General features: G+C 71.2%; 12 protein-coding genes. All 12 read right to left on the bottom strand.

Annotated elements, in window-relative coordinates; genetic code table 11:
* Nucleotides 1-99: 99 nt before the first annotated feature.
* Nucleotides 100-1,560 (bottom strand): glutamate synthase subunit beta, encoded by a 1,461-nt coding sequence (locus EEJ42_RS47710; RefSeq protein ID WP_123108401.1) that lies wholly within the window; start codon nucleotides 1,558-1,560, stop codon nucleotides 100-102.
* On the bottom strand, nucleotides 1,553-6,097 hold the full coding sequence (gltB, locus tag EEJ42_RS47705) for a glutamate synthase large subunit (RefSeq protein WP_123108400.1): 4,545 nt from the start codon (nucleotides 6,095-6,097) through the stop codon (nucleotides 1,553-1,555). The genes EEJ42_RS47710 and gltB overlap by 8 nt, the downstream gene beginning before the upstream one ends.
* 302 nt (nucleotides 6,098-6,399) lie before the next feature.
* The gene (locus tag EEJ42_RS47700) at nucleotides 6,400-7,131 is read right to left on the bottom strand and encodes a VIT1/CCC1 transporter family protein (protein WP_123108399.1); all 732 of its coding nucleotides are present in this window, start codon (nucleotides 7,129-7,131) and stop codon (nucleotides 6,400-6,402) included.
* A gap of 176 nt (nucleotides 7,132-7,307) precedes the next feature.
* A complete protein-coding gene (lgt, locus tag EEJ42_RS47695) occupies nucleotides 7,308-8,255 on the bottom strand; it encodes a prolipoprotein diacylglyceryl transferase (protein ID WP_123108398.1) in 948 nt (315 codons plus the stop codon).
* Nucleotides 8,256-8,327: 72 nt separating this feature from the next.
* Nucleotides 8,328-9,104 (bottom strand): DsbA family protein, encoded by a 777-nt coding sequence (locus tag EEJ42_RS47690; protein ID WP_123108397.1) that lies wholly within the window; start codon nucleotides 9,102-9,104, stop codon nucleotides 8,328-8,330.
* Between the two features lie 67 nt (nucleotides 9,105-9,171).
* Nucleotides 9,172-9,987 (bottom strand): tryptophan synthase subunit alpha, encoded by an 816-nt coding sequence (gene trpA / locus EEJ42_RS47685; protein WP_123108396.1) that lies wholly within the window; start codon nucleotides 9,985-9,987, stop codon nucleotides 9,172-9,174.
* Complete coding sequence (gene trpB, locus EEJ42_RS47680) at nucleotides 9,987-11,222, bottom strand: tryptophan synthase subunit beta (protein WP_123108395.1); 1,236 nt, start codon at nucleotides 11,220-11,222, stop codon at nucleotides 9,987-9,989. Before trpB ends, trpA begins: the two co-directional genes overlap by 1 nt.
* Before the next feature lie 277 nt (nucleotides 11,223-11,499).
* The gene (gene trpM, locus EEJ42_RS54825; protein ID WP_398300732.1) at nucleotides 11,500-11,637 is read right to left on the bottom strand and encodes a tryptophan biosynthesis modulator TrpM; all 138 of its coding nucleotides are present in this window, start codon (nucleotides 11,635-11,637) and stop codon (nucleotides 11,500-11,502) included.
* Between the two features lie 7 nt (nucleotides 11,638-11,644).
* Entirely contained in the window at nucleotides 11,645-12,454 is an 810-nt protein-coding gene (gene trpC, locus EEJ42_RS47670; RefSeq protein WP_123108393.1) for an indole-3-glycerol phosphate synthase TrpC, read from the bottom strand.
* 136 nt (nucleotides 12,455-12,590) lie between these two features.
* A complete protein-coding gene (locus tag EEJ42_RS47665; protein WP_246097960.1) occupies nucleotides 12,591-13,004 on the bottom strand; it encodes a DUF2752 domain-containing protein in 414 nt (137 codons plus the stop codon).
* A 122-nt stretch (nucleotides 13,005-13,126) separates the two neighbouring features.
* Nucleotides 13,127-13,366 carry an HGxxPAAW family protein gene (locus EEJ42_RS47660; protein WP_009718722.1) on the bottom strand — a complete coding sequence of 80 codons (240 nt, stop codon included), beginning with the start codon at nucleotides 13,364-13,366 and terminating at the stop codon, nucleotides 13,127-13,129.
* Between the two features lie 136 nt (nucleotides 13,367-13,502).
* Nucleotides 13,503-14,180 carry a TIGR02234 family membrane protein gene (locus tag EEJ42_RS47655; RefSeq protein ID WP_425473089.1) on the bottom strand — a complete coding sequence of 226 codons (678 nt, stop codon included), beginning with the start codon at nucleotides 14,178-14,180 and terminating at the stop codon, nucleotides 13,503-13,505.
* Nucleotides 14,181-14,252 lie beyond the last annotated feature (72 nt).

Genomic DNA, 14,252 nt, shown 5'->3' with positions numbered 1-14,252 from the left:
ACGCGGCGCCCTCCCCCGGTCGGGTGGGGGAAGGCGCCGCGCGGCCGGTCCGTACGCCGTTGTACGGGCGGAGAACTGAGGACCGTCAGTCCATGCGGGTCAGACCATGAGGGCCCGGTCGGTGGGGCGGATCGGGGCGGGCAGGGCGCTGTCACCGGCCAGGTAGCGGTCCACGCCGCGCGCCGCGGAGCGGCCCTCGGCGATGGCCCAGACGATCAGCGACTGGCCGCGGCCCGCGTCACCGGCGACGAAGACGCCGTCCACGTTGGTGGCGAAGTCGGCGTCGCGCGCGACGTTGCCGCGCTCGTCCAGCTCCAGGCCGAACTGCTCGACGAGGCCGTTCTCCCGGTCGGTGCCGGTGAAGCCCATGGCCAGGGTGACCAGCTGGGCCGGGATCTTCCGCTCGGTGCCCGGCTTCTGCTCCAGCTTGCCGTCCTTGAACTCCACCTCGATCAGGTGCAGCCACTGGACGTTGCCGTCCTCGTCGCCCTCGAAGTGGGTGGTGGAGACGGAGTAGACCCGCTCGCCGCCCTCCTCGTGCGCCGAGGTGACCTTGTAGAGCATCGGGAAGGTGGGCCAGGGCTGGCCCGCCGAGCGCTCCTCGCCCGGCTTGGGCATGATCTCCAGCTGGGTGACGGAGGCGGCGCCCTGCCGGTGGGCGGTGCCGACGCAGTCGGCGCCGGTGTCACCGCCGCCGATCACGACGACGTGCTTGCCCTCGGCGGTGATGGGGGGCGTCGTCAGGTCGCCCTCCTGCACCTTGTTGGCGAGCGGCAGGTACTCCATCGCGTAGTGGATGCCGTTCAGCTCGCGGCCCGGGACCTTCAGGTCGCGGGAGGTGGTGGCACCGGCCGCGATGACGACCGCGTCGTACCGCTTGCGCAGCTTGGCCGCGTCGATGTCGCGCCCGATCTCCGTCTCGGTGCGGAACTTGGTGCCCTCCGCGCGCATCTGCTCGATGCGGCGGTTGATGTGGCGCTTCTCCATCTTGAACTCGGGGATGCCGTAGCGCAGCAGCCCGCCGATGCGGTCGGCCCGCTCGTACACGGCGACCGTGTGTCCGGCGCGGGTCAGCTGCTGGGCGGCGGCGAGCCCCGCCGGGCCCGAGCCGATGACGGCGACGGTCTTGCCGCTGAGCCGCTCGGGGGGCTGCGGGGTGACGTCGCCCGAGTCCCACGCCTTGTCGATGATGGTGACCTCGACGTTCTTGATGGTCACCGCGGGCTGGTTGATGCCGAGGACACACGCGGACTCGCACGGGGCGGGGCACAGCCGCCCGGTGAACTCCGGGAAGTTGTTGGTCGCGTGCAGCCGCTCGCTGGCCTCCCGCCAGTCCTCGCGGTAGGCGTAGTCGTTCCACTCGGGGATGAGGTTTCCGAGCGGACAGCCGTTGTGGCAGAACGGGATGCCGCAGTCCATGCACCGGCTGGCCTGCTTGCTGATGATCGGCAGCAGCGAGCCGGGGACGTAGACCTCGTTCCAGTCCTTGACCCGCTCCTCCACCGGACGGGTCTTGGCCACCTCGCGGTCGGTGGTCAGGAAGCCCTTGGGGTCAGCCATTGGTCGCCGCCTCCATCATCTTCTCGTGGGTCTCGGACTCGGAGAGTCCGGCTCGCTCGGCGGCGTCCTTGGCGGCGAGCACGGCCTGGTACGTAGCGGGGATGATCTTGCTGAAGCGGGCAAGGGCGCGGTCCCAGTCGTCGAGCAGCGCGGCCGCGACGGTGGAGCCGGTCTCCTCCTGGTGGCGGCGCACAGCGTCGTGCAGCCACTGCTTGTCGGTGTCGTCCAGCTCACCGATGGCGTCGAGGAGAGCACCGTTGACGTTGTCCCGGTCGAGGTCGATGACGTACGCGATGCCACCGGACATGCCGGCCGCGAAGTTGCGCCCGGTCGGGCCGAGGACGACGGCCCGGCCGCCGGTCATGTACTCGCAGCCGTGGTCGCCCACGCCCTCGGAGACCACGGTCGCGCCCGAGTTGCGGACGCAGAACCGCTCGCCGACCTTGCCGCGCAGGTACATCTCGCCGCCGGTCGCGCCGTACGCGAGGGTGTTGCCCGCGATGGTCGAGTACTCGGCGAGGTGGTCGGCGCCCCGGTCCGGGCGGACGATCACGCGGCCGCCGGACAGGCCCTTGCCGACGTAGTCGTTGGCGTCGCCCTCCAGCCGCAGCGTGACGCCGCGGGGCGCGAACGCGCCGAAGGACTGGCCGGCCGAGCCGGTGAAGGTGATGTCGATGGTGTCGTCCGGCAGGCCCGCGCCGCCGAACTTCCGCGTCACCTCGTGGCCGAGCATGGTGCCGACGGTCCGGTTGATGTTGCGGATGGCGACCTGGGCGCGGACCGGCTGGGCGGCCTCGGCGGAGTCCGCGTTCAGCGCGTCCGCCGCGAGCTTGATCAGCTCGTTGTCCAGGGCCTTCGCCAGGCCGTGGTCCTGCTCGATCACCTGGTGGCGGACGGCGCCGTCCGGCAGCTCGGGGACGTACAGCAGCGGGCCGAGGTCCAGGCCCTGCGCCTTCCAGTGCTGCACGGCCTGGCTGGTGTCCAGCAGCTCGGCGTGGCCGATGGCCTCGTCCAGCGTGCGGAAGCCCAGCTCGGCGAGGAGCTCACGGACCTCCTCGGCGATGAACTGGAAGAAGTTCACCACGAACTCGGCCTGGCCGCTGTAGCGCTCGCGCAGCACCGGGTTCTGGGTGGCGATGCCGACCGGGCAGGTGTCCAGGTGGCACACGCGCATCATCACGCAGCCGGAGACGACCAGCGGCGCGGTCGCGAAGCCGAACTCCTCGGCGCCGAGCAGCGCGGCGATCACCACGTCGCGGCCGGTCTTCAGCTGGCCGTCGGTCTGCACGACGATGCGGTCGCGCAGCCCGTTGAGCAGCAGCGTCTGCTGGGTCTCGGCGAGGCCCAGCTCCCAGGGGCCGCCCGCGTGCTTGAGCGAGGTGAGCGGCGAGGCGCCGGTGCCGCCGTCGTGGCCGGAGATCAGCACCACGTCGGCGTGCGCCTTGGAGACGCCCGCCGCGACGGTGCCGACGCCGACCTCGGAGACCAGCTTGACGTGAATGCGCGCCTTCGGGTTGGCGTTCTTCAGGTCGTGGATCAGCTGGGCGAGGTCCTCGATGGAGTAGATGTCGTGGTGCGGCGGCGGGGAGATCAGGCCGACGCCGGGCGTCGAGTGCCGGGTCTTCGCCACCCACGGGTACACCTTGTGGCCGGGCAGCTGGCCGCCCTCGCCGGGCTTGGCGCCCTGCGCCATCTTGATCTGGATGTCATCGGAGTTGACCAGGTATTCGCTGGTCACGCCGAAGCGGCCGGAGGCGACCTGCTTGATGGAGGAGCGCCGCGTCGGGTCGTGCAGCCGCTCCGAGTCCTCGCCGCCCTCACCGGTGTTGGACTTGCCGCCCAGCTGGTTCATGGCGATGGCCAGGGTCTCGTGCGCCTCCTGGGAGATGGAGCCGTACGACATGGCGCCGGTCGAGAACCGCTTGACGATCTCGCTGACCGGCTCGACCTCCTCGATCGGGATCGAGGGCCGGTCGCCGTCCTTGAAGGAGAACAGGCCGCGCAGCGTCATCAGCCGCTCGGACTGCTCGTTCACCCGCTCGGTGTACTTCTTGAAGATGTCGTAGCGGCGCGCGCGGGTGGAGTGCTGGAGCCGGAAGACCGTCTCCGGGTCGAACAGGTGCGGCTCACCCTCGCGGCGCCACTGGTACTCGCCGCCGATGTCCAGCGCGCGGTGCGCGGAGGGGATGCCGCTGGCCGGGTACGCCTTGGCGTGCCGGGCGGCGACCTCCTTGGCCACGATGTCCAGGCCCGCGCCGCCGATCTTGGTGGCGGTGCCGTGGAAGTAGGCGTCCACGAAGGACTCGTCCAGGCCGACGGCCTCGAAGACCTGGGCGCCGCGGTAGGAGGCCACGGTGGAGATGCCCATCTTGGACATCACCTTCAGGACGCCCTTGCCGAGCGCCTTGATCAGGTTCTTGATCGCGGTCTCGGCCTCCATCCCGGGCAGGAACGTTCCGGCCCGGACCAGGTCCTCGACCGACTCCATCGCCAGGTACGGGTTGACGGCCGCGGCACCGTAGCCGATGAGCAGCGCGACATGGTGCACCTCGCGCACGTCGCCCGCCTCGACCAGCAGCCCCACCTGGGTGCGCTGCTTGGTGCGGATGAGGTGGTGGTGCACGGCGGAGGTGAGCAGCAGCGAGGGGATCGGCGCGTGCTCGGCGTCCGAGTGCCGGTCGGAGAGCACGATCAGCCGGGCGCCGTCCTCGATGGCGGCGTCCGCCTCGGCGCAGATCTCGGCCAGCCGCGCGGCGAGCGCGTCGCCGCCGCCGCTCACCCGGTAGAGGCCGGACAGGTTGGCGGCCTTCAGGCCCGGCATGTCGCCGTCGGCGTTGATGTGGATGAGCTTGGCCAGCTCATCGTTGTCGATCACCGGGAAGGGCAGGGTGACGCTGCGGCAGGAGGCCGCGGTCGGCTCCAGCAGATTGCCCTGCGGGCCCAGCGAGGAGATCAGCGAGGTGACCAGCTCCTCGCGGATCGCGTCCAGCGGCGGGTTGGTGACCTGCGCGAACAGCTGGGTGAAGTAGTCGAACAGCAGCCGCGGCCGCTCGGAGAGGGCGGCGATCGGCGAGTCCGTGCCCATCGAGCCGATCGGCTCGGCACCGGCCTTGGCCATCGGCGCGAGCAGGACCCGCAGCTCCTCCTCGGTGTAGCCGAAGGTCTGCTGGCGGCGGGTGACCGAGGCGTGGGTGTGCACGATGTGCTCGCGCTCGGGCAGGTCCGCCAGGTCGATCAGCCCGGCCTCCAGCCAGTCGCCGTACGGCTGCTCGCCGGCCAGCTCGGCCTTGATCTCGTCGTCCTCGATGATCCGGTGCTCGGCGGTGTCCACCAGGAACATCCGGCCCGGCTGGAGCCGGCCCTTGCGGACCACCTTGGCCGGGTCGATGTCCAGGACGCCGACCTCGGACGACAGCACGACCAGCCCGTCGTCGGTGACCCAGTAGCGCCCCGGCCGCAGACCGTTGCGGTCCAGCACGGCGCCGACCTGGGTGCCGTCGGTGAAGGTGACACAGGCCGGGCCGTCCCAGGGCTCCATCATCGTGGAGTGGTACTGGTAGAAGGCGCGCCGGGCCGGGTCCATCGAGGGGTGGTTCTCCCACGCCTCGGGGACCATCATCAGCACCGAGTGCGGCAGCGAGCGGCCGCCGAGGTGCAGCAGCTCCAGGACCTCGTCGAAGGTCGCGGAGTCGGAGGCGTCCGGGGTGCAGAGCGGGAAGATCCGGTCCAGGCCCTTCTCCCCGAACAGGTCGCTGACCAGCTGGGATTCGCGTGCCCGCATCCAGTTGCGGTTGCCCTGGACGGTGTTGATCTCACCGTTGTGGGCGACGAAGCGGTACGGGTGGGCCAGCGGCCAGCTCGGGAAGGTGTTCGTGGAGAACCGGGAGTGGACCAGCGCGATGGCCGTGGCGAAACGGCGGTCGGACAGGTCCGGGAAGAACGGCTCCAGCTGACCGGTGGTCAGCATGCCCTTGTACACCACGGTGCGGGAGGACAGCGACGGGAAGTACACGTCGGCCTCGCGCTCGGCGCGCTTGCGCAGCACGAACGCCTTGCGGTCCAGGTCCAGCCCGCTGCTGGTGCCGTCCGCGACGAAGAGCTGACGGAAGGCGGGCATGGTGGTGCGCGCGCCATTGCCCAGCAGCTCGGGCGCGACCGGCACCTCGCGCCAGCCGAGGACGGTCAGCTCCTCCTCGGCGGCGATCCGCTCGATGTGCTCCGCGGCCTCGTCACCCGCCGCCTCGGGCAGGAACCCGATACCCACGGCATACGAACCGGCCTCGGGAAGATCGAAGTCGGTCACGTCCCGCAGGAAGGCGTCCGGAACCTGCACGAGGATGCCCGCGCCGTCACCCGAGTCGGGCTCGGAGCCGGTGGCTCCACGGTGCTCCAGGTTCCGTAGCACGGTGAGAGCCTGCTCAACGAGCTCGTGGCTGGCCTCGCCGGTGAGGGTCGCCACAAAACCGACGCCACAGGCGTCGTGCTCATTGCGCGGGTCGTACATCCCCTGGCGGGCGGGGTGGGATGCGGAACGCATCGGCTCTCCCGTCGTCGTCATGGCATTTTGCGTGTGCCGAGGGACGACGTTGGCCCTCCGCGAGAATTTCGTGCAGGTTACATGATGAGCCGGTTCTCGGGAAGTGGATATTCCGTTTCACCATGCGGACACCCCTGCACGGGGCGAGTCGGGCGATGGGGACTGAAACGACCACCGTCGCCCCGGCGCGAGACGGGCCACACTGCCCGAGCGCTTCGGCTTTATGCCCGCTGGTAAATGGATCGAAACCGTCGAGTAACAGCGTAGTTATACGGTTACTCGTATGAGAGGTCGGTCAGGGGTCAGCCTACGGCCGTACCGAAGAACGTGCCCAGGGCATAGGTCACACCCGCCGCCGCCCCGCCCAGCGCGAGCTGCCGCAGCCCGCTGAACCACCACGGCCGGGCCGTCACCCGGGCCACCACCGCACCGCACGCGAACAGCCCGAGCAGCGCCAGCACCACCGCCGGCCACAGCGCCACCGCGCCCAGCAGATACGGCAGCACCGGCAGCAGCGCGCCCAGCGCGAACGAGCCGAACGAGGACACCGCGGCGACCAGCGGCGACGGCAGATCGTCCGGGTCGATGCCCAGCTCCTCGCGGGCGTGTATCTCCAGCGCCTGCTCCGGATCCTTCGACAGCTGCGCGGCCACCTCGCGGGCCAGCTTCGGCTTCACGCCCCGCGACTCGTACAGCGCGGCCAGCTCCGCCAGCTCGTCCGCCGGGTGCTTGCGCAGCTCCCGCCGCTCGACCTCCAGCTCGGCCTCGACCAGCTCGCGCTGGGAGGCGACGGAGGTGTACTCACCGGCCGCCATTGAGAACGCACCGGCGGCGAGCCCCGCCAGCCCGGTGATCACGATGGTCTGCCGGTCGACGGCCCCGCCCGCGACGCCGGTCATCAGCGCCAGGTTGGAGACCAGCCCGTCCATGGCCCCGAAGACGGCCGGGCGCAGCCAGCCGCCGTTCACATCGCGGTGGGTGTGGTTGTCGCGGTGGGCGATATGCGGTGACTGAACGGTGTCGATGACGGACATGTGCTGTCGTGCTCCCTTCGCGGGCGCGGACCTGCCGCCCGCACCCCAATAGCTCGAAGGTAGACACGCGACCCCCTGTCCCGCCAGCAAGGAAGGCCGAACTTACCGCTCTGACCTGCGGAAACGTAAAAAGGCCGCCGAAACCCGAGGGGTTCGGCGGCCTCTTGGCCCAGGCGTCAGGGCTTCTTGGTGGCCTCCGGCTCGGCGGGCGCCTTGCCTTCGGCGGGAGCCTTCGCCTCGGCGGGAGCCTTCGCTTCCGCGTCCTTCTCGGCCGGGGCGTCCTCCTCGGCCGCGCCGTCTTCCACCGCCACGGGCTCGACGACCTCTTCCCGGCCCGGGGCCTTCTTCGCGGAGATCACCAGGTACGCCATCGCCGCCAGGAAGACGACGATCGACGTCCAGTCGTTGAGCCGCAGGCCCAGGATGTGGTGGGCGTCGTCCACCCGCAGATACTCGATCCAGAAGCGGCCCACGGTGTACGAGGCCACATAGAGGGCGAACGCCCGGCCATGCCCCAGCGTGAAGCGGCGGTCCGCCCAGATCACCAGCAGCGCCACGCCGATGCACCACAGCGACTCGTAGAGGAACGTCGGGTGGTACGTGCCGGCGACGCGCCCGGTGTCCGGGTCGGCGTCGATCTTCAGCGCCCACGGCAGGGTGGTCGCCTTGCCGTACAGCTCCTGGTTGAACCAGTTGCCCCAGCGGCCGATCGCCTGGGCCAGGGCGATCCCGGGAGCGATGGCGTCCGCGTACGCCGGGAGCGGGATCCCCCGGCGACGGCAGCCGATCCAGGCCCCCAGCGCGCCCAGCGCCACGGCTCCCCAGATTCCCAGGCCGCCCTGCCAGATCTTGAAGGCGTCGACCCAGTTCTTGCCGTCCGTGAAGTACAGCTGGTAGTCGGTGATGACGTGGTAGAGCCGCCCTCCCACCAGTCCGAAGGGCACCGCCCACACGGCGATGTCGGCAACGGTGCCGACCTGGCCGCCGCGGGCGACCCAGCGCCGCCCACCGAGCCAGACGGCGACGAAAACGCCGATGATGATGCAGAACGCGTAGCCGCGCAGCGGGATCGGACCGAGGTAGATCACGCCGGACGACGGGCTGGGAATGTAAGCGAGTTCCATGACAGGGTCGACGCTACCGTGCCGGGCGGTCAATGCGGCAACCTGCCCGGCACAACGTGTGGATAACGGGTCTCAGCCCCTCGCCGCCGCGGCCACCATGCGCTTCAGCTTGTTGGGCGACAGCGGGGTGTCCGGACCGTAAATCGACTTCCCGTCGAGCAATACGGTCGGGGTCGAGGGGAAGCCGGAACGGTTGAAGTCGGCGTGGGACTTCCTGACCCACCCGTCGTGCCGACCGTCCTCGACGCACGTGCGGAACGCCGCCGTGTTCAGCCCCGGGACCTTGTCCGCCAGGCGGATCAGCCTGGCGTTCTTCGCGTACGTGTCCCGGGTCTCCTCCGGCTGATGCCGGTACAGGACGTCGTGGTACGCCCGGAACTTCCCCGCGTCCTGGGCACACGCGGCGGCGTTCGCCGCGCGCACCGAGCCGGTGCCGCCCAGGTTGCCGTCGATGATGGCGACGAGGTGGTATTCGACCCGCATCCGGCCGCGGTCCGCCAGCTGGTTCACGGTCTTGTGGAAGACGTCCTCGAACTGCTTGCAGCCCGGGCAGCGGAAGTCCTCGTACACGGTCAACGTGGCCGGAGCGCCGCGCTTCCCGGCCGGAACGGCCAGATCGCCCTTGCCCACCGCGCCCCGCGGCGGCTCGGCGGAGCTGCCCGACTTCCCCGAGTCCTGGTTCGCCTTGGTCGCGAACACGCCCACCCCGCCGGCCACCGCGAGGACGGCGATCACCGCCCCGACCATGCCGAGCGTCCGCTTTCGCTTGCCGCGCGCCTTGTCCTTCTCGCGCTGTTCTTGCAGTCGCTCCCGGGCGCTGCGCTTTCCCTGACGGTTTTTCTGGCTCACGCCCTCGCTTAACGAGGCGGAGGGGCACCGCTCAGCCCCTCCGCCCCGTATTCCCTCGAACGAGGTATCAGCGCGCGGCCCTGACGCCCTCCGCCAGCTCACCCGCGAGCCGGCGCACGCCGTCCAGCCCGGCCTCCGGGCTCTCCGCGTCCAGCAACCGCTTCACGAAGGCCGACCCCACGATGACCCCGTCCGCGAACGCGGCGACCTCGGCCGCCTGCGCGGGGTTCGACACCCCGAGCCCCACGCACACCGGCAGCGCGGTGGTCGCACGGGTGCGCGCGACCAGCTCGCGCGCCTCCTGCCCCACCGATTCCCTCGTTCCGGTGACGCCCATCAGGGACGCGGCGTAGACGAAACCGCTGCCCGCCGCCGTGATCTTCGCCAGCCGCTCGTCCCGGCTGCTCGGCGCGACCACGAACACCGTCGCCAGCCCGTGCTGCTCGGCCGCCTTCCGCCACACCTCGGACTCCTCGACCGGCAGGTCCGGCAGGATGCACCCGGCGCCGCCGACCGCGGCCAGGTCCGCGGCGAACCGCTCGACGCCGTAGCGGTCGACGGGGTTCCAGTAGGTCATGCACAGGATCGGCGCACCCGTCGCCGCGTGCACCTCGCCGACCGTACGGATCACATCGCGGATCCGGACCCCGCCCCTGAGGGCGATGTCGTCCGCGGTCTGGATCACCGGCCCGTCGAGCACCGGATCGCTGTGCGGCAGCCCGACCTCGACCACATCGCAGCCGCCCTCGATCATCGCGGTCATCGCCGCGACGCCGCCGTCGATCGACGGAAAACCCGCGGGCAGATATCCGACGAGCGCCGAGCGCCCCTCGTCCTTGGCCTTGGCCAGGACGGACCCCAGCAGCTCCAGATTCCCGGCCATCACTTGGCTCCCTCGTCGTACAGCCCGAAATACCGCGCCGCGGTGTCCATGTCCTTGTCGCCGCGCCCGGAGAGGTTGACGACGATGACGGCGCCCTCGCCCAGCTCCCGCCCGAGATCCAGCGCCCCGGCCAGCGCGTGCGCGCTCTCGATCGCCGGGATGATCCCCTCGCTCTGCGACAGCAGCCGCAGCGCCTGCATGGCCTCGTCGTCGGTGACGGCCCGGTACTCGGCCCGCCCGACGTCCTTCAGATACGCGTGCTCGGGACCGACCCCCGGGTAGTCAAGACCGGCGGAGATCGAGTACGGCTCGGTGATCTGCCCGTCCTCGTCCTGGAGGACATACGAGCGCGACCCGTGCAGGATCCCGGGCTCGCCGTGGCTCAACGTCGCGGCGTGCTCACCGGACTCCACCCCGTGCCCCGCGGGCTCGAAGCCCACGATCCGCACGCTCTCGTCGGGCAGGAACGCGTGGAACAGCCCGATCGCGTTCGACCCGCCGCCCACGCACGCCGCCACCGCGTCCGGCAGCCGCCCGGTCCGCTCCAGGATCTGCCGCCGCGCCTCCACGCCGATCACCCGGTGGAAGTCCCGCACCAGCGCCGGGAAGGGGTGCGGCCCGGCGACCGTGCCGAACAGATAGTGCGTACGGTCCACATTGGCGACCCAGTCGCGGAACGCCTCGTTGATGGCGTCCTTCAGCGTCCTGCTGCCGGACTTCACGGCGATGACCTCGGCGCCCAGCATCCGCATCCGCGCCACGTTGAGCGCCTGCCGCTGGGTGTCGACCTCGCCCATGTAGATCGTGCACTCGAGGCCGAACAGCGCACACGCCGTGGCCGTCGCCACCCCGTGCTGGCCCGCGCCGGTCTCGGCGATGACCCGGGTCTTGCCCATGCGCTTGGTGAGCAGGGCCTGCCCCAGCACGTTGTTGATCTTGTGCGATCCGGTGTGGTTCAGGTCCTCCCGCTTCAGGAAGATCCGCGCACCCCCGGCGTGCTCGGCGAACCGCGGCACCTCGGTCAGGGCGCTCGGCCGCCCCGTGTAGTTGACCAGCAGGTCCTCGAGCTCGGCCGCGAAGGCGGGATCGGCCTTGGCCTTGTCGTACTCCGCGGCGACCTCATCGACCGCGGCGACGAGCGCCTCGGGGATGAACTTGCCGCCGAACGCACCGAAATACCCCTCGGTACTGGGGACCTGACCCTCGGGGTCCGGAATGAAGAAATCAGAGGACATGGAAGCACTCCGCAAGTCTTGAGGGAAACGACGAACTGGCCCACCGGCGGACAGCCGCCGACGAGACAGGAGGGGAGGGGGTCGCGGGGGTGGGGTCCTGGACGCTGCCGTGTATGTGTGGCGCCGTGGACTTCCGGCTCACTCGGCGCTTCCGGGCGGCGGCGCCGTAAATATACGGTCCAGGGCCCTGCCCGGGAGGCCACGGCCCCGCACCCGGAAACGCGCCGTCAGCGCACCGGCAACGAACCCCAGCGCACCCAGTGACAACCCGCCACCGTCAACGCCATCGGCGCCCGTTGACCTGCCCCGGCTCGCACCCGATGTGATAGCGCACGCGACGCCCCCGCACCCGCCGGGCGGGTGCGCGGCAACCCCGGGGGCGGCACCCCCGCGCCAAGCGCGCGTACACGTCCATGGTCCGCTCAGTCCCGCCCGTGCCGCAGCGCCGGATGCGCACCGGCCGCCACCAGATCGGCGACCGCGCCCTTGGGGTCGCGCCCCGTCACCAGGGACTCCCCCACCAGCACCGCGTCCGCGCCGTCGTTCGCGTAGGCGATCAGGTCGTGCGGTCCGCGCACACCCGACTCCGCGATCTTGACGATGTGGTCCGGGATCTCCGGCGCGACCCGCGCGAAGTTCCCCCGGTCCACCTCCAGCGTCTTCAGGTTCCGCGCGTTGACGCCGATCAGCCGCGCCCCGGCGGCCACGGCCCGCTCGACCTCTTCCTCGTCGTGCACCTCGACCAGCGGGGTCAGCCCGATCGACTCGGCCCGCTCGATCAGCGAGACCAGCGCCTCCTGCGGCAGCGCGGCCACGATCAGCAGCACCACGTCGGCGCCGTACGCCCGTGCCTCCCACAGCTGGTAGGAGGTGACGATGAAGTCCTTGCGCAGCACCGGGATGTCGACCTTGGCCCGCACGGCCTCCAGGTCGGCCAGCGATCCGCCGAAGCGCCGCTGTTCGGTGAGCACGCTGATGAGCGACGCGCCGCCCGCCTCGTAGTCGGCGGCGAGCGCGGCCGGGTCGGCGATCGCGGCGAGCGCGCCCTTGGACGGGCTGGACCGCTTGACCTCGCAGATCACCTTGACGCTGTCGCCCTTGAGCGCTGCCACGCCGTCCTTCGCCGGCTGGGCCTTGGCCGCCCGCTCCTTGAGCTCGTCGAGGGTGACGCGCGCCTGCCGCTCCGCGAGGTCGGCACGGACACCGTCGATGATCTCGTCGAGCACACTCACGCGAGCGGCCCCCTTCCGGGACGGGGATGGAGCTTCTGGTCGAATGCGATGGTAGCTGTCAAAGGACCGAGGTCCCGCATCCGGTTGACGCCGCGTCCCACCAGGTGGTCGTCCACGACGTCATACACAACAACGGTCAGGGTGCCAGTAGTCCCCCGAAGGGGAAATTCCGGATGAGGGTGAAGGCGAGGACGGCGCCTCCGATCACCCAGGCGTGCCACGCCTGCCAGGCCCACGGCCCGCGGCGGCGCCGCCATCCGAGAGCCCGGACGCACCACAGCACCCACCCCGCACAGAACACGCCGCCGCACACCACGACCAGGGCGTTGTCCCCCAGCGCCCGCAGCAGCTCGCCGTGCGCCAGGGCGTGGGCGCTGCGCAGCCCGCCGCACCCGGGGCAGTAGAGGCCGGTCAGCCGGAACAGCGGGCAGACGGGGTAGTGGCCGGGCTGATGGGGATCGACGGCGCCGACGTACGCGAAGGCGGCGGCGACGCCGGCGAGTACGCCGAGGGGAGCGAGGAGCCGACGCGCCGCGGGAGACAGGACCACATGCCCGAGTCTCCCCGGGAAACCACGAAGGCGCAGCTCAGGGCCGTGCCCGATGATCCGTACGGATCAGCCCGTACGAACTCGTCGGCACCGGCCCCGCGCCGCGCCTCGGCTTCCTCGGCTCACTCCTGGGTCTGCACCTGCTTCTCGCCCACCATCCGCAGCGGCTTGGCCTTCGGGGCGCCGAGCCCGGCCGCGCGCATGGCCATCGTGACGACACCGCCGAGGAGAGCGATGACGATGCCCGCCCAGAAGCCGAGCGGGTTGGCCAGCACGGTGAACGCTCCGGCGACGCAGAAGCCGATGAAGGCGATGGTGACACCGGTCCAGGCGGCCGGGGTGTGCCCGTGGGCGTTGGACATGAATTCTCCTCGTAGCTCTACACAGCGCCTGGTCCGGGCCTGGTCCGGGCGCGCGGGGCGAAGCTCCCACGCCATTGTCCCCGATGCCGGAAGCGCCCTTGAGCGGGGGTGCCTCCCCTCGGCGCTTCCTCCGCGACTACCGCGAAACCGTCGGGTCCTCGCCCCGGTCCAGGGCCTTCCACAGCTCCTCGGGGCGGTCGGGGTCGGGGGCCGCGGAGGCGCGGCGCGCGGGCCTCCGGCCCTCCGCCCCGGCCCGCTCGTACCGCCCGGACATGGCGGGCCAGTGGCGCCCGTACGCCAGTGCCAGCACGCCCGCGAACAGCAGCAGCACACCGCCCGCCAGGGCGACCCACGGCCAGGGCGTGTACGACACGTCGTGGATGGCGCTGCCCTCCACGCCGGTCACCTTGGACGCCTTCTCCTTGAGCGCCGCCTTGTCGGTGGCGCCGAGCGCGGCGCTGATGACGATGCCCGTACCGCTGAGGGCGAGGAGGAGGGAGACGACGATGCGGCCGACGCGGCGTACGGCGAAGACGGCCACGAGCGCGGCGAGGCCCACGACGGCGAGGGCGCCGGGCAGCCCGGTGATGTCGTCGCCGTTGGCGCTCTGCGGCAGGGAGCTCTGGGCGACGCTGGCCGTGCCCTCGGCCCACTTGCGGCTGGTGGCCAGCAGGACGAGCGCCGCGCCCAGCGCACCGCACAGCAGCGCGACGGCGAGGCTGCCGCGCGCCGCTCGGCGGCCGCGCTCGGCGGGGGCGGAGGGCTCGTTCTCGGCCCGGGGCGGGGGTACGGCTGCTGCACTCACGCCTACCACTATCCCCCACGCCGAACACCCGCCCGCCCGTGGGCCGCGCGGGACCGCCGCAGGCCGCCCGGCGCGGGGCCG

The organism is Streptomyces botrytidirepellens (assembly GCF_003721215.1).
GTDB classification, from domain to species: domain Bacteria; phylum Actinomycetota; class Actinomycetes; order Streptomycetales; family Streptomycetaceae; genus Streptomyces; species Streptomyces himastatinicus.
The sequence above is the reverse complement of the archived record's forward strand: the minus strand, read 5'-3'. Positions and strand labels throughout refer to the sequence as shown.